The 19,084-nt window shown below is 64.5% G+C and carries 12 protein-coding genes and 2 tRNA genes; 9 read left to right on the forward strand and 5 right to left on the reverse strand.

What is annotated here, in order from left to right; translation table 11 throughout:
* Nucleotides 1-149: 149 nt before the first annotated feature.
* The 3 genes from rpiA to rnr form a co-directional block, all read right to left on the reverse strand.
* Complete coding sequence (gene rpiA, locus PQQ53_RS21775) at nt 150-845, reverse strand: ribose-5-phosphate isomerase RpiA (protein ID WP_408143021.1); 696 nt, start codon at nt 843-845, stop codon at nt 150-152.
* A 72-nt stretch (nt 846-917) separates the two neighbouring features.
* The gene (rlmB, locus tag PQQ53_RS21780; protein ID WP_121319478.1) at nt 918-1,661 is read right to left on the reverse strand and encodes a 23S rRNA (guanosine(2251)-2'-O)-methyltransferase RlmB; all 744 of its coding nucleotides are present in this window, start codon (nt 1,659-1,661) and stop codon (nt 918-920) included.
* A 195-nt stretch (nt 1,662-1,856) separates the two neighbouring features.
* On the reverse strand, nt 1,857-4,361 hold the full coding sequence (rnr, locus tag PQQ53_RS21785) for a ribonuclease R (protein ID WP_408143020.1): 2,505 nt from the start codon (nt 4,359-4,361) through the stop codon (nt 1,857-1,859).
* A gap of 305 nt (nt 4,362-4,666) precedes the next feature.
* Between rnr and PQQ53_RS21790 the strand changes: the two genes are divergently transcribed.
* Nucleotides 4,667-4,753: transfer RNA gene (locus PQQ53_RS21790), tRNA-Leu, on the forward strand.
* Between the two features lie 230 nt (nt 4,754-4,983).
* Nucleotides 4,984-5,070 (forward strand) — tRNA-Leu (locus PQQ53_RS21795).
* A 177-nt stretch (nt 5,071-5,247) separates the two neighbouring features.
* On the opposite strand, the gene PQQ53_RS21800 is transcribed toward PQQ53_RS21795, so the two are convergent.
* Both PQQ53_RS21800 and PQQ53_RS21805 read right to left on the reverse strand, forming a co-directional pair.
* Nucleotides 5,248-6,582, reverse strand: coding sequence for a chloride channel protein (locus tag PQQ53_RS21800; RefSeq protein ID WP_408326074.1), 1,335 nt, complete (start codon nt 6,580-6,582; stop codon nt 5,248-5,250).
* Nucleotides 6,583-6,791: 209 nt separating this feature from the next.
* Nucleotides 6,792-7,166 (reverse strand): MAPEG family protein, encoded by a 375-nt coding sequence (locus tag PQQ53_RS21805; protein ID WP_408154320.1) that lies wholly within the window; start codon nt 7,164-7,166, stop codon nt 6,792-6,794.
* A 412-nt stretch (nt 7,167-7,578) separates the two neighbouring features.
* Between PQQ53_RS21805 and PQQ53_RS21810 the strand changes: the two genes are divergently transcribed.
* The 7 genes from PQQ53_RS21810 to PQQ53_RS21840 all read left to right on the forward strand — a co-directional run bounded on the left by PQQ53_RS21810 (nt 7,579) and on the right by PQQ53_RS21840 (nt 18,999).
* Complete coding sequence (locus PQQ53_RS21810; RefSeq protein ID WP_408143014.1) at nt 7,579-8,826, forward strand: MFS transporter; 1,248 nt, start codon at nt 7,579-7,581, stop codon at nt 8,824-8,826.
* 357 nt (nt 8,827-9,183) lie between these two features.
* Nucleotides 9,184-10,086 carry a TetR/AcrR family transcriptional regulator gene (locus tag PQQ53_RS21815; RefSeq protein ID WP_408154322.1) on the forward strand — a complete coding sequence of 301 codons (903 nt, stop codon included), beginning with the start codon at nt 9,184-9,186 and terminating at the stop codon, nt 10,084-10,086.
* A 419-nt stretch (nt 10,087-10,505) separates the two neighbouring features.
* Nucleotides 10,506-13,004, forward strand: coding sequence for an acyl-CoA dehydrogenase (locus PQQ53_RS21820; RefSeq protein ID WP_408326077.1), 2,499 nt, complete (start codon nt 10,506-10,508; stop codon nt 13,002-13,004).
* Between the two features lie 172 nt (nt 13,005-13,176).
* Complete coding sequence (locus PQQ53_RS21825; protein ID WP_408326079.1) at nt 13,177-14,613, forward strand: 3-oxoacyl-ACP reductase; 1,437 nt, start codon at nt 13,177-13,179, stop codon at nt 14,611-14,613.
* 2 nt (nt 14,614-14,615) lie between these two features.
* Nucleotides 14,616-15,560 (forward strand): MaoC/PaaZ C-terminal domain-containing protein, encoded by a 945-nt coding sequence (locus PQQ53_RS21830; RefSeq protein WP_408143007.1) that lies wholly within the window; start codon nt 14,616-14,618, stop codon nt 15,558-15,560.
* 156 nt (nt 15,561-15,716) lie between these two features.
* A complete protein-coding gene (locus PQQ53_RS21835; RefSeq protein WP_408326082.1) occupies nt 15,717-17,018 on the forward strand; it encodes an acetyl-CoA C-acetyltransferase in 1,302 nt (433 codons plus the stop codon).
* A 136-nt stretch (nt 17,019-17,154) separates the two neighbouring features.
* On the forward strand, nt 17,155-18,999 hold the full coding sequence (locus PQQ53_RS21840; RefSeq protein ID WP_408143003.1) for an AMP-binding protein: 1,845 nt from the start codon (nt 17,155-17,157) through the stop codon (nt 18,997-18,999).
* Nucleotides 19,000-19,084 lie beyond the last annotated feature (85 nt).

Genomic DNA, 19,084 nt, shown 5'->3' on the forward strand with positions numbered 1-19,084 from the left:
GCGGCTTACGTCTGCGGCAACGCAATGTCGGCAGCGGACGGCACGGCAACCAGCCAGGCCGCGCGCCAGAGCCAACGGTGCTTACAAAAGCGAATCGCGCGCAAACCCGCAAAATGCAGGTTCACGCGCGATGTCAGAACGACCGTCGATCAGCCCTTGCGGTACTCGATCGTCTCGACGCCGGTATCCGTGCCGAGCAGGCACAGGTTCGCGCCACGGCCCGCGAACAGGCCCACGGTGACCACACCCGGCCACGCATTGATGTGCGTTTCCAGCGTGCGCGGGTCGCTGATGCGCAGCCCCTTGACGTCGATGATCTCATTGCCGTTGTCGGTGATGAACGGCACGCCCTCTTTCGTCACACGCACCACCGGCACGCCGCCGAGCGCGGTGACGCGGCGGCCGATCGCGGTGCGCGCCATCGGCACCACTTCGATCGGCAGCGGGAAGGTGCCCAGCGTGTCGACCAGCTTGCTCGCATCCGCGATGCAGACGAACACGTCCGACACCGACGCCACGATCTTTTCGCGCGTCAGCGCGCCGCCCCCGCCCTTGATCATGGCGCCGCTGCCGTCGATTTCGTCGGCGCCGTCCACGTATACCGGCAGCGAATCGATTTCGTTCAGGTCGAGCACCTTGAAGCCGTGCGATTGCAAACGCGCGGTCGTGGCGAGCGAACTCGACACCGCGCCGCGATAGCGCGCCTTGTTCGCGGCCAGCGCGTCGATGAAGCAGTTCGCGGTCGAGCCGGTGCCGACGCCGATCACCGCGCCTTCGGGCACGTTGGCGTTCACGTAGTCGGCGGCGGCCTGGCCGACCAGTTGTTTGAGTTCGTCTTGGGTCATGGGAGAGGCTGGCGAGCAGTTAAAGCGATAAAAACCGCTAGTTTACCGGAGTGATGCGCGAGCGCCGGGCGATTACTTCTTCACCGCCCGCTGCCGCACCGCTTCGAACAGGCACACGCCCGACGCCACGGAGACGTTCAGGCTTTCGACCGTGCCCGCCATCGGAATCTGCATGACCACGTCGCAGGTGTCGCGCGTGAGGCGGCGCATGCCCTCGCCTTCGGCCCCCATCACGAGCGCCACCGGACCGTCGAGTTCGGTGTCGTAGAGGCTCTTGGTGGCCTCGCCCGCCGTGCCGACGACCCATACGCCCGCGTCCTTCAGTTCGCGCAGCGCGCGCGCCAGATTCGTCACCGTGATGTAAGGCACGGTGTCGGCCGCGCCGCTCGCGACCTTCGCGGCGGTCGCATTCAAACCGACCGCGCGATCACGCGGCGCGATCACCGCATGCGCACCGGCCGCATCGGCCACGCGCAGGCAGGCGCCGAGATTGTGCGGATCGGTCACGCCGTCCAGCACCAGGATCAGCGGCGAACCGTTGATGCCGTCGAGCAGTTCGGCCAGGTTCTGCGCGAGCGGCATGTCGCCCGCGCGGGCCACCACGCCCTGGTGACGCTCGGTGTGCGCGAGGCCCCACAGACGCGTTTCGTCGGCGGCGATCAGACGCACGCCCGCTTCCTTCGCCGAGTGCAGGAATTCGGTCATGCGACGGTCTTTGCGCGTCGCGTCGTAATAGACATCTTCGACCGTCGACGCATCGTGCCGGATACGCGCGGTCACTGCGTGGAAACCGTATAAAACCTTGAGACGTGCCATGACTGAACAACCTTTGATTGAGCGCGATTGCAACGCGCGCTGCTGTGATGAATACGAGTCTGAGTACTTCGCGTGAATACTTTGCCTGCCTGGCGCGCTCGTGCGCTTACCTGCGTGCCACGATAAAACGCAGACCGCGCGCAACCGGCACGTATGAACGTACCCGATGCGCGCGGTTCAGGCGGTGAAACCGCTTCAGCGCTTCTTGCGTGCCTGCGGTTTCGACGCCGCTTTGGCCGCGGCGCCATGCTTCTTCGCCGCACCACGCGCCGCGCGCGCTTCCTTGACCGCGACGGTTTGCGCGGGCGCGGCCTTCTTGCGCCGCGCGCCGCCCGGCGCCGTCGCACCGGCTTCGGCTGGCGGCAGCGAACGCACGCGCGCGCCGCCGCTCTCACCGGCGCCCTTGTCGGCCAGCGCCGCGCGCGCAGCGGGCGGCTTGATCGGCGTGTCGCGCACGAGCCGGAAGTCGATCTTGCGCGCGTCGAGATCGACGCGGCTCACCTGCACCCGCACCCGATCCGACAGACGATAACGAATGCCGGTGCGCTCGCCGCGCAACTCGTTCTTGATCTCGTCGTACTGGAAGTAGTCGGAGCCGAGTTCGGTCACGTGCACGAGGCCTTCGATAAAGAGCGAATCGAGCTGCACGAAAATGCCGAACGACGTCACGCCGTTCACCATGCCGCCATACTCTTCGCCGAGCTTGTCGCGCATGAAATAGCACTTCAGCCATGCTTCGACGTCACGCGACGCTTCGTCGGCGCGGCGTTCGTTGGCCGAGCAATGCAGTCCGAGCTCTTCCCAGATCGCGACGTTGTTGCCGCGCTGGCGGCCGCGCTTTTCGTCGTCGGCCTGCTGCATCGCGCGGGCGCGCGGCGACAGCGCCGTATTCAGTTCGACGCCTTGCGGCGGCTCCGGCTGATACTTGCGGCCCTGCAGGATCGCGTAGATCGCGCGGTGCGTGAGCAGATCGGGATAGCGGCGAATCGGGCTCGTGAAGTGCGCATACGCCTCATACGCAAGACCGAAGTGGCCGATGTTCTCCGGGCTGTAGACCGCCTGCTGCATCGAGCGCAGCAGCATGGTTTGCAGCATCTGCGCATCGGGCCGTTCGCGGATCTGCGCCATCAGCGCGGCGTAATCGCTCGCGTGCGGTGTGTCGCCGCCGGCGAGCGTCAAGCCCATGCCGCGCAGGAAGGTACGCAGATTCTCGAGCTTTTCCGCGGTCGGCCCGGCGTGCACGCGGAACAGACCCGCATGCTTGTTGCGTTTGAGGAAGTCGGCCGCGCAGACGTTCGCGGCCAGCATGCATTCCTCGATCAGCTTGTGCGCGTCGTTGCGGGTGCGCGGCACGATCTGTTCGATCTTGCCCTGCGCGTTGCAGACGATGTACGTCTCGGTCGTATCGAAGTCGATCGCACCGCGTTTCTGGCGCGCCGCGAACAGCGACTTGTAGACGCCGTACAGATTCTGCAATTGCGGCAGCAATGCGGCGCGGCGCGCGGCCTCCGGACCCTTGGTGTTTTTCAGCACCGCGGCGACTTCCGTATAGGTCAGACGCGCGGCCGAATGCATCACGCCGGGATAGAACTGATACGCCTTCACTTCGCCACGCGCGGTGACGATCATGTCGCACACGAGCACGCAACGATCGACGTGCGGGTTCAGCGAGCACAAGCCGTTCGACAGTTTCTCCGGCAACATCGGAATCACGCGGCGCGGGAAATACACCGACGTGCTGCGTTCGATCGCGTCGGCATCGAGCCCGCTCTTCGGCAGCACGTAGTGCGACACGTCCGCGATCGCGACGATCAGGCGGAAGCCCTCGCCACGGCCGACCTGCACCGGTTCGCAGTACACCGCGTCGTCGAAGTCGCGGGCGTCTTCGCCGTCGATCGTGACGAGCGGCACGTCGCGCAGATCGATGCGGTGACGCGCGTCGACCGGACGGACTTCGTCGGGCAGCTTCGAGGCTTCGTCGAGCGCGTCCGGGCTGAACTCGTGCGGCACGCCGTACTTGCGCACCGCGATTTCGATTTCCATGCCGGGGTCGTCGATATCGCCGAGCACTTCCACCACGCGGCCGAGCGGCTGCGAATGACGGCTCGGGAAATCGGTCAGCTCGACCACCACCACCTGGCCGACTTTGGCCTTCTTGGTATTCTGCGTGATCAGAATGTCGTGGCCGATGCGCTTGTCTTCGGGCGCGACGATCAGCGCGCCGTTCTCGTTGAGCAGGCGACCGATCACGCGCTTGTTGGCGCGATCCGTGACTTCGACGATATGCCCTTCCGGGCGGCCGCGCCGGTCATAACCGACGATGCGCGCGAGCACACGGTCGTTGTGCATGACCTTCTGCATCTCGGCGGTGGGCAGGAACAGATCGTCCTGGCCGTCGTCGCGAATCAGAAAACCGAAGCCGTCGCGATGACCCTGTACACGGCCCGCGACGAAGTTCGACGGATGCGTCAACTGATAGAGATTGCGCTGGTCGAGCCGGATCTGGCCGTCGCGCTCCATCGCGCCTAAGCGCTTGAAAAATCCTTCGCGCTCCTGTCGCTTGATCGACAGGGCTTCGGCGATGTCGTTCGCAGCAAGCGGCGTTTCACTCGTGCGCAGGACGCCCAGAATTTCTTCGCGGCTTGGAATCGGATACGGAAATTTGCTCAAGGGCTTGTCGATGATTTTTTCTCGTTGCATGGACGTCGGTCGGCGATGTAGCTCGGCTGAAGAAGCGTTTGCGTTGCGCTTGAATTGCACCTGCAAATGCACAGAAAAGACTGCTCGGGTCCGGCTCGTTCAAGGCTGAGTCGACGGGCGTGTGTGCACCGTGCCAACGAACTACTGCGAGGCATTCTAACACCCGTCTTGCGCGCCACGCGGTCCGTCAACGCTCGCCGGGAGGCGCGTGCGGGCCCGTGGGCGAGATGTTTAAGCAAGTTTGGAGAAACGCTTGACAGGTCCTAATCTGTCGCTATAATGGCGGTCTTTGCTGTTCATCACCTGCCCAGGTGGCGAAATTGGTAGACGCACTAGGTTCAGGTCCTAGCGGTGGCAACACTGTGGAGGTTCGAGTCCTCTCTTGGGCACCAGATTCAAAATTAGAGCCACCTGCGGGTGGCTCTAATTTTTGCAGGAAGCTACGTGGTCCGATTCGCTCGTTTGAGCGGTCAGTTTGCGTAGTTGGCAGGACGGTAGTTGGGTAGTGGAGCATCGCTTCGTTGCACGACTTAACCGCGCGGTTGATAAAGCGATGTTTGTTTGAAGTAGGGATTGACACGCTGAATCAGCTTGCTAAAATAGCGGTCTAGCTTGAAGACGTGCCCAGGTGGCGGAATTGGTAGACGCACTAGGTTCAGGTCCTAGCGGTGGCAACACCGTGGAGGTTCGAGTCCTCTCCTGGGCACCACCCCTCTTCAAGTGAAACGAGACACCCCGTTGAGCCTTCGTGCTTCGCGGGGTTTTTTGTTTTTGGCGATGCCTTTTGCGTGCGTGCCGTGAGTCGTTTTGCAGAGGCGGTTGCATCCTTCGCGCTTCTTGCGACGACATCGCACCACGCCAATGTCGCCGCAGAAGGCAATCCGCTTTATCGCGCGCCTCTACCCGCTCCACCCCAGTTGAAACTCAAACCAGACTGCAACGCCGGCGCCCACTTCGTGCAAGCCTGAAAAGCCAGCAGCGCACCGCCGACCGCAAACAGCACGGGAATCAAAAATTCCTGATTCACGCGCGTAAATTCGAAGACGAGCACCACCGCCGTAATCGGCATCTGCATCGACGCAGCAAGAAACGCCGTTGCGCCCACCACTGCGAATGCGCCTAACGGCGCGCCCGGCCAGAACAGACTCCACAGTCCGCCAAGCACGATCGCGAGCAACGCGCCATTGGCGAGGCCCGGCGTCAGCAAGCCGCCCTCGGCGCCCGCGCGCAAACTGCTCGCGGTGATCACGACCTTCAGCACCAGCAACATCGCGGCGAGACTGATCGTCAGGCCGCCGTCGAATGCGAGTCCTGCGGGGCCTTTGCCATTGCCGAGCAGCTGCGGAAAATGCATCGCCAGCACGCCGACAATCGCGAAGTTCAACACCGACAACACGGGCAAGCGCCAGTCCTTCGGCGCAGCGGCGCGTGAGCGCTTCATCAGTTCCGTAAAGCACCACGCCGCCGCACCGAAAACCGGACCGCACACGATGGACCATGCCACCAGCGACACACCAAAGGTCATCGACGGAACGAGGTATTGATGCTCGTTGCCCAGCCCCAGTTGCGCCACCAGCGCCGCGATCGACGAACTCACGATGGCCGGCACCAGCGCCGGCCATCCGAAACTGCCGAGCAAGACTTCGAGCACGAACACCGCGCCGCCGAGCGGCACGTTGTAGACCGCGGCCAGCCCCGCCCCCGCGCCGCATGCCACCATGATCCGGCTCTGCGCAACCGACAAACCCGCACGACGCGACAACCATCCGGCCAGCGCCGAACCGATCTCGCGCGGCGCGACTTCGCGGCCAAGCGGCGAACCCAGCGCGACCGTGACGATCTGCAGCAGTGCATGGATCGTCGTGCTCGCCAGCGGCATCTGCGGCTCGTCGGATTTGATGGCCGCGCGAATGCTCACCAGCGGCCGCCCGAAACGATACAGCGCCCACCAGCCGAGCCCCGCGATCAGTCCGCAAATCGTCAGGACCAGCACGCGGCGTTCGGGCGACGCGTCCGTCACGCCTTGCAGGAAACTCTCGGCGCTGATCACGTGCGTGACGCTGTAGCCGTAGGCGAGGTGCTGGATGCCGTGCAGCAACAATGCGAGCAACATGCCGCCGAGACCCGCGCCGAGCCCCGTCAGCAAGGTCACCGTGGCAACGACCGCTATCGGACCATGCTCACGCCGCACGGACTTCGAAGTGATGGATTTGACTGACATGAAGCGTCGGCGAAGAGCGAAAAAGAAGGATGGCAACGATCTTATGCCGCGACGCACCATGAATCAAATTGATTTTTCTGCTTTATTGATGCGGCAGACGCATAGGTAAGCATCGAGTCAGGCGCCTGCTCGCCCTGGCAGTGGCGACGGGCCCCACCAGCGCCACTTCGCGCGATACGATGACGCGCCCCCCTCGCCCCCAAGCACGCTCATCCCGCTGACACGAAGAACATCGACACCACACACGCGAAGCCGACGAACCAGACCAGCGAGCGAAGCGACGCCAGATTCGCCACATAGAGCACGCCATGCAGCACCCGCGTGACGACGAAGGTCATCGCCAGCCAGTTGATCCACGGGTTCGGACCGCCCGCCTGCCCGGCCACGACGATCGCCGCGGTAAACATCGCCAGCGCTTCCCACGCGTTCTGATGCGCCGCATGCGCCCGCGCGCGCCAGCCGTCGACACCGGCGAGATACGCGCGAGGCGCGCGGTTGTCGTAACGCTTGCTGACTTTCGCCAGCATGGTCCACGGAAAAGGCAGCAGCGCCACGATGAACAGGCAAAGATGCGGAATTGTCATTTATCAGTCTCCCTTGTATGCGCGCGGCGAACCCCGCGCGGGCCGCCGTTATACCTGCGCGCGCCGGCCGTCGCCAGTCTGAATCCGACGAGTGCCGCCTCTACCGAACGGGAAAACGAATCGGTCGAATTACCTTGACTCAGCGTTTTTCAAGTCAAATATACATTACAAATAACAAACATTGAGACTCACACGTCCAATACAATAATTACATTTATCCGACATTCAGCATGCACTAGGGATTCAGCCGTGAATTCGCTCCAGGTATTAATACGGATAAAAGCAGCCTCAACCATGCAAGCGTTTAACGGTCGGCGTACACTCCCCGCAAGCCCTTGTCCTATAGGGCGTACGGGGCTACGGAGCCGCCCGTCGTAAAACACGGGTTATTGGAGACTGAGGGGAACAAGCAATGAGCTGGACTCGGGAACAGAGAAACGTCACGATCGCCGCCTATCTCGGCTGGACGCTCGACGCATTCGATTTCTTTCTAATGGTGTTCGTATTGAAAGATATCGCGGCGGAATTCAATACGACTATTCCGTCGGTTGCCGTCGCGATTATGTTGACCTTGATGATGCGCCCGGTCGGCGCGTTGATTTTCGGCTGGCTTGCCGACAAGTACGGCCGCCGCCCCACGCTGATGCTCAACATCGCGTGCTTCTCGCTGTTGGAACTGCTGTCCGGCCTCTCGCCGAATCTGATGACGCTGCTCGTGCTGCGCGCGCTGTTCGGCATCGCGATGGGCGGCGAATGGGGCGTCGGCGGCGCACTGACCATGGAAACCGTGCCGCCGAAGTCGCGCGGCATCGTCTCGGGTCTGCTGCAGGCGGGTTATCCGAGCGGCTACCTGCTCGCGTCGATCGTGTTCGGCGTCTTCTATCAATACATCGGCTGGCGCGGCATGTTCTTCGTCGGCGTGCTGCCCGCGCTGCTCGTGCTGTACGTGCGCGCGCACGTGCCGGAATCGCCGGCCTTCAAGACGCTCGAAAAGAAAGCGCGGCCGGGCCTGATCGCCACGTTGAAGCAGAACGTCGGGTTGTCCATTTACGCGATCGTGCTGATGACCGCGTTCAACTTCTTCTCGCACGGCTCACAGGATCTGTATCCGACCTTCCTGCGCGTGCAGCATCAGTTCGACGCGCATACGGTGTCGTGGATCACGATCGTGCTGAACATCGGCGCGATTTGCGGCGGTCTGTTCTTCGGCTGGGCATCGGAAAAGATCGGCCGCAAGCGCGCGATCTTCATCGCAGCGTTGATCGCGTTGCCGGTGCTGCCGTTGTGGGCGTTCTCGAGCACGCCGGTGCTGCTCGCGCTCGGCGCATTCCTGATGCAGATCTCCGTGCAGGGCGCGTGGGGCGTGATCCCGGTGCACCTGAACGAAATCTCGCCCGACGAAATTCGCGCGACCTTCCCCGGCCTCGTGTATCAGCTCGGCAATCTGATCGCGTCGGTCAACGGTCCGCTTCAGGCGGGCGCTGCCGAAGCGCACGGCAACAACTACGCGCTGGTGATGGCAGTGGTGATCGGCATCGTCGCCGTGGTGATTGCCGCGCTGATTCCGTTTAGCCGCGAGCGCCGCGGTATCGACATGACGCAGTCGGCCAAGGAGATCGCCGCGCACTCGCCAGGGAGTGCCGTTGCCGGACAGCTTTAAGCGTTCGAACCAAACGGCTATTTTGCCGGCGCATTCTCAGGCGCAATAGCCGCAAAGGCGGTTCGAACCGCCACGGCGCGAAACACGCGTCACGCCGTACACGCAAGGCCAAACTCACGCAGCAAGCAATACGAGGCCGTTCCGATTCACATCGGAACGGCCTTTTTTGTTTCCGCGCGATATGACGCGTCGCGCATGGAGGAAAGGCCACCCTCGTCAGGTCTTCTAGAGGAGTTAGTCGACTTTGACCCCTTGATCGCACGGACCATCCTTCCCTATCCTGAAAAACGACTGTTTCAAATTTCAATTTGAATCGCTTGTTTGCGGGCCGGGTGCCCGGCAACTGGGAGACGCAACATGGCAGTTCGCACAACAGGCCGGCATGCCGGCGATACAAAGTCCCGCATTCTCGACGCCGCCGAAACGCTGTTCATCGAATGCGGCTACGAGGCCATGTCGCTGCGCCAGATCACTTCGCGCGCCGAGGTCAATCTCGCAGCGGTCAACTATCACTTCGGCAGCAAGGAATCGCTGATTCACTCGATGCTCTCGCGCCGCCTCGACCACCTCAACGAGGAACGGCTCAAGCTGCTCGACCGCTTCGACACGATGCTCGGCGCGCGTCTGACCTGCGAGCACGTGCTCGGCGCGATGTTCATTCCGGCGCTGCGGCTGTCACGCGATCCGCGCGTCGGCGGCAAGGCCTTTCTGCGTTTGCTGGGGCGCGCCTATACCGATCCGTCGTCATTCATTCGCGACTTTCTGAACGGGCATTACGCATCGGTGGCCGTGCGCTTTTTCGATGCGTTCCAGCGCGCGCTGCCGCATCTGCCGCGCGAGGAACTGGGCTGGCGCCTGCACTTCGCTATCGGGGCATTGTCGGGCGTGCTGGCCGGCACCGATACCGACAGCCTGATTTCCGAGTTCTCGCAGGGCAAGTCGATGAACGATCTGCAGCTGATCGCACGTCTTGCGTCGCTGATGGTGGCCGCGCTCAAGGCGCCGCTGCCGGACAGTTCGCAACTGGCCACGTTCGCGGCCGTGCTCGGCGATGCAAGCGAAGGCGGTGCGCAAGCTTGCGCTGACGGCGGTGCTGAGCGCATCGGCGAATGTCGGTCGTCGGATGCTGGCCCAAGCCCGGTTGCGCCAGAAACGCAAAGCGGCACGGGCGAATCGGCGGACGGTTCGTCCGAGGGTGAACGCCGTGGCGGCACCATCGAAGCGGCTTCGTTTCCGTCCGCTTTGCACGGCTCGGCATAGAGAGGCGAACCGCGGGCCGATGCGGGCGCCCCTGTCGCGGGCCGTCCGCATCGGCGCGTAAAACATGCTGCCATATCGCGCAATATGACAAGGATGCCGAAGTTTCAAAGCGGTAATCGATATCGGCCCATCGGGCTATCGGACATCATGAATCCAGCAGATCCGAACAGCACCTCGAGGCCCGGCACCTGAACGACGTCCGCTCCAGAACAGGCAAGAGGACACAAACAGCCAGACAGCGGCTGGGACAGCGTCAGGAACGCCATTCGCTAGCGACGCAAGCACGACTCGAAACACCCCTGACGCACGGCAAAGCCACCGCACCGCCGCAGGTAGAAGAGCAGAAGATCAACAAGAACGCGAACCGTCCGCGCCTCGTGAACGCGTGCGCACACACCATCGAAACAGGAGGAAACGTCATGCCGTGGTTCAGCCTGGTACTCGTCATTGCCGCTCTCGCGCTCGTCTACGTTCAGGCGCGTGCGTCGTGGTGGCTGGCCGTCATGATCGTCTGGGTGGCCGCCGTGCACGTTAGCGGGGCGGCGGGTCCCGCTCGCACGACGCTGCTCGCGATCGTGTTCGTCCTCCCTGCCCTCGTGCTCGCGCTCAAGCCGCTGCGCCGCGCATGGCTGACGAAACCGGTGCTCGAGATCTTCCGCAAGATCCTGCCGGAGATGTCGCAGACCGAGCGCGACGCGATCGAAGCCGGCACCGTCTGGTGGGACGCCGAACTGTTCTCGGGACGCCCGCATTGGGACACGCTGCTCGGCTACGGCCCGGCCACGCTGAGCGCCGAAGAGCAGGCCTTCCTCGACGTCGAATGCGAGCAGTTGTGCGATCTCGCGAACGACTGGGAAACCACCATGGTCTGGCAGGACCTGTCGCCGGCAACCTGGCAGTTCATCAAGGAACGCGGCTTTCTCGGCATGATCATTCCGAAGCAATACGGCGGCAAGCAGTTCTCCGCGTATGCGCATTCGCAGGTCATCATGAAGCTCGCCACGCGCTGCTCGGCCGCAGCCGTCTCGGTGATGGTGCCGAACTCGCTCGGCCCCGCCGAATTGCTGATGCACTACGGCACCGAAGAGCAGAAAAACCACTACCTGCCGCGCCTCGCGCGTGGCGAAGACATTCCCTGCTTCGCGTTGACTAGCCCATACGCCGGTTCGGATGCCGCCGCGATTCCGGATGTCGGCATCGTCTGCAAGGGCGTGTTCGAAGGCCGCGAAACGCTGGGCTTTCGCGTCACGTGGGACAAGCGCTACATCACGCTAGGGCCGATCGCAACCGTGCTCGGTCTCGCGTTCCGTGCGCTCGATCCCGACCGCCTGCTCGGCGGCGACGAAGAACCCGGCATTACCTGCGCACTGATTCCGACCGATCACCCCGGCGTGAATATCGGCCGCCGTCACTGGCCGCTGAACGCGGTGTTCCAGAACGGCCCGAACTCCGGCAAGGACGTGTTCATTCCGCTCGACTGGGTGATCGGCTCACGCGCGCAGGTCGGTAACGGCTGGCGCATGCTGATGGAGTGTCTCGCGGCGGGCCGCGCGATTTCGCTGCCGTCGTCGAATGTCGGGATGGCGAAGATCGCCGTGCGCGGCACCGGCGCGTATGCCGCGGTTCGCCGCCAGTTCCGCACCGCCGTCGGCAAGTTCGAGGGCGTGCAGGAAGCGCTCGGCCGCATGGGCGGCAACCTTTACGTGATGGACGCCGCGCGCCGCCTGTCCGCGCAGGCGGTGGACCTCGGCGAAAAGCCGTCGGTGATCTCGGCGATTGCGAAGTACCACATCACCGAGCGCGCCCGCATGGTCATCAACGACGGCATGGACGTCGCCGCCGGCAAGGGCATTTGTATGGGGCCGTCGAACTTTCTCGCGCGCGCCTATCAGCAGGTGCCGATCGCGATCACCGTGGAAGGCGCGAACATTCTCACGCGTTGCCTGATCATCTTCGGCCAGGGTGCGATCCGCTGTCATCCGTACGTGCTGAAGGAAATGGCCGCGACGCGCGAAACGGACCACGCGAAGGCGCTGCGCGATTTCGACACGGCGTTTTTCGGCCACGTCGGCTTCACGCTGTCGAACGTGGTGCGCAGCTTCGTGTATGGCATCACCGGCGGCGCTTTTATCATCAAGCCGCGTGCCGCTCACGCGCCTTTGCACGGATATTACCGCGCGGCCACGCGCGTCTCGACCGCCTTCGCGCTGCTCGCCGACGTCTCGATGTTCGTGCTCGGCGGCGATCTGAAACGCCGTGAGCGCCTCTCCGGGCGACTCGGCGACGTGCTCTCGCAGCTGTACCTGATCTCCGCCACGCTCAAGCGTTTCGAAGACGAAGGCCGTCAGCAGGACGATCTGCCGCTGGTGCGCTGGGGCGTCGAGGATTCGCTGTACAAGGCGCAGCAGGCGCTCGACGGCGTGCTGGCGAACTACCCGAACCGCTTCGCCGCGGGCCTCGTGCGGGTGCTCGCGTTCCCGTTCGGCCTGCCGTATCGCGAGCCGTCGGACCGGCTCGGTGGCGAAATCGCCGAGCTGATGCAAACGCCGGGCGCAGCGCGCGAGCGGCTCGTGTCCGACTCGTACGTGCCGCATCCGGATGTCGACGCGCTCGGCTGCGGCGAACGGGTGTTCGAGCTGAACCCGCGCTTCACGCAGATCGACCAGAAGCTGCGCGAGGCGGTCAAGCAAGGCCTGCTCGCACCGATGCCGCAAAGCCTCGCGCACCTCGGCGCCTGGACCGAGGCGGCCGAGCAGCAAGGCCTGATCGACGCCGACGAGCGGCGCGTGCTCGACGACTACGCCCACTATGGCGCGCAGCTCGTGAAGGTCGACGACTTCCCGGCCGACTTCGACATGCTCGCCAATCTGCAAAAACGCAAGGAGACGCTCGACAAGGCGCTGGAACTCGCGGCCTGAGTGCCTGAATGCAAGCCCTGGCGTGTGAAAAAACATCGCGGGAAGGCCCACCGGATATGCCCAACTCAGTGCACACTGACACAGGTCCGATGCCACAGGGGCTTCCTTCGGTCGTCGGGGCATACCCTCGGGAGACTTCCTCGGGGGCGCCTCCAGCGGAGCAACCAAAAACATGAACGACTCGTATCTGAAGTTCGTCAACTCGCCGTTCGGTGCGCGCCTCGCGCGCTCGCTCGGCTTGCCGAAGCCCGAGGTGCTGCGCCGCTATCGCGCGGACCGGCCCGAGTTCGAGGGTCTGGTCGCCATCGGCGCGGGCCGTGAGCCGCGGCTGCTCGACGCGCTCGCGAACCTGGTCGCGAGCATCGGCGTGACGAGCGTTGCGCATGAAAGCGCCGGCCTGTGGGTGCCGCTCGCGCATCGGCACGGCCTGCTGACCGGGCGCTTCGAACCCGCCGAAGCCGGCTCTCAAGGCAAGCTCGCCGCGCTGCTGTTCGACGCGAGCGGTATCGAAGACAGCAGTCAGCTGGCGCCGCTGCATGCGTTCTTCCACGACACGCTGCGCTCGCTCGGCAAGTGCGGACGGATCGTCGTGCTCGGGCGGCCGCCGCAGACCTGCGCGAGCCCGCGTCAGTGGACCGCGCAGCGCGCGCTGGAAGGCCTCACGCGTTCGCTCGGCAAGGAAGCGCGGCGCGGCATCACGGCGAATCTCGTGTATGTCGCGCAAGGCGCGGAAGGTGGTGCGGAAGCGACGCTGCGCTTCTTTCTCTCGCCGCGTTCGGCGTACGTGTCGGGCCAGGTGGTACGCATCGACCCAGGCGCCCCGGGTCGCCCAGCCGACGCCGCAGCCGCCGCCAGCGTGCCCGCTTTCGACTGGTCGCAGCCGCTCGCGGGCCGGCGCGCGGTCGTCACCGGCGCCGCGCGCGGCATCGGCGCGTCGATTGCGAGCGTCCTTGCGGCCGAAGGCGCGCACGTGATCGGCATCGACATCCCGTCGGCGCGCGACGCGCTCGACGCGACGCTGCGCCAGCTGAACGGCACCGCCCTCGCGTTCGACATCGCCGCGCCGGAAGCGCCCGCGCAGATCGCCGCCGCGCTCGACGAACAGGGCATCGACATCGTCGTGCACAACGCCGGCATCACGAAGGACAAAACCATCGCGAAGATGACCGATGCCGCATGGCAAAGCGTCATCGACATCAATCTGGGCGCCCAGGAGCGCATCGACGACGCGCTGCTCGCCGCCGGCATCCTGCGCGACGGCGGACGGATTATCGGCGTGTCGTCGATCAGCGGGATTGCGGGCAACCTCGGCCAGACCAATTACGCGACCTCGAAGGCCGGCGTGATCGGCCGGGTGCAAAGCATGGCGCCGCAACTACGCGCGCGCGGCATCACGATCAACGCGGTCGCGCCCGGCTTCATCGAAACGCAGATGACCGCAAAGATTCCGTTGACGATCCGCGAAGCGGGCCGCCGCATGAACTCGATGAGCCAGGGCGGCCAGCCGGTCGACGTCGCGCAAACCATCGCGTGGCTCGCGCATCCGGGGTCGACCGGCGTCACCGGCCAGATCGTGCGCGTGTGCGGACAAAGCCTGATTGGAGCGTGACCATGCGTGAACCGGGGGACCCGTTCGGAGACGGTTTTATCTCGAGCGCCACGCGGCCTGATGCGGTGCGGCCCAAGACCGTCGTCGTCGACACCTTGCCCGCGCCGGCGAAGCTCTATGCGCGCGCGTTGTCGGGCATCGTCAAGCGTGGGCGTTCGACGCAGGCACCGCAATTGCCGCCGCTGCGCCTCGTGCGCCCCGCCGTCGCGCTCGATCCGGGGCCGGTCTGGCGTTATGCGCGCGTGTGCGGCTTCATTCCCGAGCATGGCGTGCCGCTCACCTATCCGCATCTGCTCGCGTTTCCGCTGCATCTGCTGATGCTGACCGATCCGGCGTTTCCGTGGCCCGCGCTCGGGCTCGTGCATCTGGCCAACCACGTGCGGCTGCGCCGCCCGCTCACGTACAAGGACCTGCTGCGCGTCGAGGTGGAATTCGGCGCGCTGCTGCGTCACGACAAGGGTCAGGCGTTCGTGCTGCACACCCGCATGTACCGGCGCGGCGAGGCCGTGTGGGACGGCGACAGCGTCTATCTGAAACGCGCGGTGCCGGCGAGCGGCAACCCGCTCGATCCGCTCGAATTCGGCCCGCAGGCGCTGCAACGCATCTCGCGCTGGCAACTCGCGCCGCAACTGGGCCGCGACTATGCGAGCGTATCCGGCGACTACAACCCGATCCACCTCACCGCGCTGTCGGCGAAGGCGTTCGGCTTTCCGCGCGCGATCGCGCACGGCATGTGGACGCTCGCGCGCGCCGCCTCCGCGCTGCAACCGCCGAAGCCGCTCGCCGAAGCCACGCTCAGCGCCGAATTCAAGCTGCCGCTGCTGCTGCCGGGCGAAGCGTCGTTGTGGAGCGCGTCGCCGTCGCTGATCGAGCGCGATATCGAAGTGCGCGACATCGCCGGAGAAAAGCCGCATTTGCGCGGCCGGATGCAGTGGCGGCTGCAATGACGCATGGGCCTGTTCCTGCGCGGGCGCGCGGTGGAATTAAAGCCGCCGGCATTCGTTGTTGTATCAGGATGTCGCATTCGCCGATCAGCTGACGGCGGCATCGGCAGCACCGTTCGCATCACCCGATAACCGGAACACGACCCAAAGGAGCCGAGCATGCCCAACCCGCTACCCGCCGTGCGCCGCGTCGCCATCGTCGGGGGCAACCGGATACCGTTTGCCCGCTCGAATACCGCGTACGCGACCGCGTCGAATCAGGACATGCTGACCTTCACGCTGCAAGGGCTGATCGACCGCTACGAGCTGCACGGCGAACGTCTGGGCGAAGTCGCGGCGGGCGCGGTGATCAAGCATTCGCGCGACTTCAATCTGACGCGCGAAGCGGTGCTGTCCACGACGCTCGCGAAGGAAACGCCCGCTTACGACGTGCAGCAGGCATGCGGCACCGGCCTCGAAGCGGCGATTCTCGTCGCCAGCAAGATCGCGCTCGGGCAAATCGAGGCGGGCATTGCGGGCGGCGTCGACACGACGTCCGATGCGCCGATCGGCGTCAACGAAAAAATGCGCAAGATCCTGCTCGAAGCGAACCGCGGCAAGAGCGCCGGCCAGCGCGTGGGCGCGCTGAGCAAGCTGCGCCCCGGCATGTTCTTCAAGCCGCTGCTGCCGCGCAACGGCGAGCCGCGCACCGGATTGTCGATGGGCGAGCACTGCGAACTGATGGCCAAGCGCTGGAACATTTCGCGCGAGGCGCAAGACGTGCTTGCCTACGAGAGCCATCGCAAGCTCGGCGAAGCGTACGCGCGCGGCTTCGTCAACGATCTGATGACGCCGTACCGCGGCCTCGCGCGCGACAACAACCTGCGCGCCGATCTGACGCTCGAAAAACTCGCGAGCCTCAAGCCCGTATTCGATCGCGACGCCGGCACGCTGACCGCCGGCAACTCGACACCGCTCACCGACGGCGCCTCCGCCGTGCTGCTCGCGAGCGAGGACTGGGCGGCTCGCCGCGGGCTGCCAGTGCTCGCGTATCTGAGCTGGTCGGAGACGGCCGCCGTCGACTTTTTCGACAAAAAAGAAGGCTTGCTGATGGCGCCCGCCTATGCGGTGCCGCGTATGCTGGCGCGCGCGGGTCTCACGCTGCAGGACTTCGATTTCTACGAAATCCACGAAGCTTTCGCCGCGCAGGTGTTATGCACGCTCGCGGCGTGGCAGGATGACGAGTATTGCCGCACGCAGTTGGGCCTCGCCGGCCCGCTCGGCGCGATCGATCGGATGAAACTGAACGTGAACGGCAGTTCGCTCGCCACCGGTCATCCGTTCGCGGCGACCGGCGGGCGCATCGTCGCCGGCCTCGCGAAGCTGCTTGCGCAACTCGACAAACCGGCCGGCGCCGCGCGCGGACTGATCTCGATCTGCGCGGCAGGCGGCCAGGGGGTGGTCGCGATTCTCGAACGCTGAACCGTGCGGACGTTTCTGTATTGTTTTGCGGCGCATTCCGCTTCACTCGCTGCCGACCGCGTGTTTAGCTTGCTTCGATGACTGGCGACGAATCCAACACACAAACAGATGAAGCTACGGCTTCAGGAGACGACCAATGACCCAGCCTACTCAAACCCCTCTCCCGTCCGCCGCCGGACCCGCGGCAGCGGCGACCGCCGCGGGCGGAGCCCCCGCATCGGCGCCGGATGCGCGCACGCCGGACGTGATGCCGAACCCCGCCGCGTACGCCGCGCCCAACACCGACGGCATCTGGTACGCGTCGTATCCGGCGGAAGTGCCGCACGACGTCGACGTCACGCAATACGCGTCGCTCGTGCAGTTCTTCGACGAATGCATCGCGCAGTTCCGCGAGCGGGTCGCCTACGTGAGCGTCGGCGCGAATCTGACGTACGGCGAGCTGGGCCGCAAGGCCACCGCGTTCGCCGCGTATCTGCAAAGTATCGGCGTGAAGCCCGGCGAGCGCGTCGCGATCATGCTGCCGAATACGTTCCAGTACCCGGTGTCGCTGTTCGGCGTACTGAAGGCCGGCGCTGTGGTGGTCAACGTGAATCCGCTCTATACGGTGCGCGAACTCGCGCATCAGCTGAAAGACAGCGGCGCGCAAACCATCATCGTGTTCGAGAATTTCGCGAAGACCGTCGAAGACGCGCTGCCCGGCACCAAGGTGAAGAACGTGATCGTGACAGGTCTCGGCGATCTGCTCGGCGACGGCCTGAATCTGAAGGGGCGTCTGCTCAACTTCATGTTGCGGCACGTGAAGAAGATGGTGCCCGCGTACCACCTGCCGCAAGCGGTGCCGCTGCTCGATGCGCTCTCGACCGGCTACTCGCGTCCGTTGACGCCGGTGCGCGCCACCCACGACGACATCGCGTTCCTGCAGTACACCGGCGGCACCACCGGGGTCGCGAAAGGCGCGATGCTCACGCACAGGAACATGATCGCCAATCTGCTGCAGGCGAAAGCGTGGTCGGAGCACCAGTTGAACGGTGACATCGAAACGGTGCTCACGCCGCTGCCGCTCTATCACATCTACTCGCTGACCGTGAACGCGCTGATCTTCATGGGACTCGGCGGGCGCAACATCCTGATCGCCAATCCGCGCGACATCAAGCGCGTGATGATGATCATCCGCCACGAGACATTCACTGGCATGACCGCCGTCAACACGCTTTACAACGCGTTCCTCGACAACGAGGAATTCCGCAAGCGCGACTTCTCGAACCTCAAGCTCGCGATGGCGGGCGGCATGGCCACGCAAAAAGCGGTGGCCGACCGCTTCAAGGCCGTGACCGGCAAACCGATCATCGAAGGCTATGGGCTCACCGAATGCTCGCCGATCGTGTCGATGAATCCGGTCGATCTGAACAACATGCGCGAGTTCGAAGGCTCGATCGGTTTGCCCGCGCCGTCCACGCACGTGCGCTTCAGAAAGGACGACGGCAGCTGGGCCAGCATCGGCGAAGCGGGCGAGCTGTGCGTAAAGGGACCGCAGGTGATGAAAGGCTACTGGAACCGCCCGGAAGAAACCGCCAAGGTGATCGACGACGACGGCTGGCTCGCCACCGGCGACATCGGCGTGATGGACTCGCGCGGCTTCATCCGTCTGATCGATCGCAAGAAGGACATGATCCTGGTGTCGGGCTTCAACGTCTATCCAAACGAGGTCGAAGACGTGATCGCCGCGCTTCCGGATGTGCGCGAAGTGGCCGCAATCGGCGTGCCCGACGCGGCGCAGGGCGAGCGGGTGAAGGTGTTCGTCGTCAGGCGCAATTCGTCGCTGACCGCCGAACAGGTGATCGCGCATTGCCGCAAGAATCTGACCGGCTACAAGGTGCCGAAGCTGGTCGAGTTCCGCGACGAGCTGCCGCAAACCAACGTCGGCAAGATTCTGCGCCGCGCGCTGCGCGATGAGGAACTCGCGAAGCAAAAGCCTGCCTGACAGGCAATGCGCTTTTGCGCGACCGGCGCGCACTCGCGTGAGTCTCGCCTGAGTCTCGCGTGACCATCGCGCGACATTACGGAGA

The sequence above is a fragment of the Paraburkholderia strydomiana genome, assembly GCF_046030495.1.
GTDB classification, from domain to species: domain Bacteria; phylum Pseudomonadota; class Gammaproteobacteria; order Burkholderiales; family Burkholderiaceae; genus Paraburkholderia; species Paraburkholderia strydomiana_A.

Bases quoted from the DNA above. Each gene is read 5' to 3' on its own strand.
- rpiA (WP_408143021.1), bottom strand. From the start codon at position 845: ATGACCCAAGACGAACTCAAACAACTGGTCGGCCAGGCCGCCGCCGAC.
- rlmB (WP_121319478.1), bottom strand. From the start codon at position 1,661: ATGGCACGTCTCAAGGTTTTATACGGTTTCCACGCAGTGACCGCGCGT.
- rnr (WP_408143020.1), bottom strand. From the start codon at position 4,361: ATGCAACGAGAAAAAATCATCGACAAGCCCTTGAGCAAATTTCCGTAT.
- PQQ53_RS21800 (WP_408326074.1), bottom strand. From the start codon at position 6,582: ATGTCAGTCAAATCCATCACTTCGAAGTCCGTGCGGCGTGAGCATGGT.
- PQQ53_RS21805 (WP_408154320.1), bottom strand. From the start codon at position 7,166: ATGACAATTCCGCATCTTTGCCTGTTCATCGTGGCGCTGCTGCCTTTT.
- PQQ53_RS21810 (WP_408143014.1), top strand. From the start codon at position 7,579: ATGAGCTGGACTCGGGAACAGAGAAACGTCACGATCGCCGCCTATCTC.
- PQQ53_RS21815 (WP_408154322.1), top strand. From the start codon at position 9,184: ATGGCAGTTCGCACAACAGGCCGGCATGCCGGCGATACAAAGTCCCGC.
- PQQ53_RS21820 (WP_408326077.1), top strand. From the start codon at position 10,506: ATGCCGTGGTTCAGCCTGGTACTCGTCATTGCCGCTCTCGCGCTCGTC.
- PQQ53_RS21825 (WP_408326079.1), top strand. From the start codon at position 13,177: ATGAACGACTCGTATCTGAAGTTCGTCAACTCGCCGTTCGGTGCGCGC.
- PQQ53_RS21830 (WP_408143007.1), top strand. From the start codon at position 14,616: ATGCGTGAACCGGGGGACCCGTTCGGAGACGGTTTTATCTCGAGCGCC.
- PQQ53_RS21835 (WP_408326082.1), top strand. From the start codon at position 15,717: ATGCCCAACCCGCTACCCGCCGTGCGCCGCGTCGCCATCGTCGGGGGC.
- PQQ53_RS21840 (WP_408143003.1), top strand. From the start codon at position 17,155: ATGACCCAGCCTACTCAAACCCCTCTCCCGTCCGCCGCCGGACCCGCG.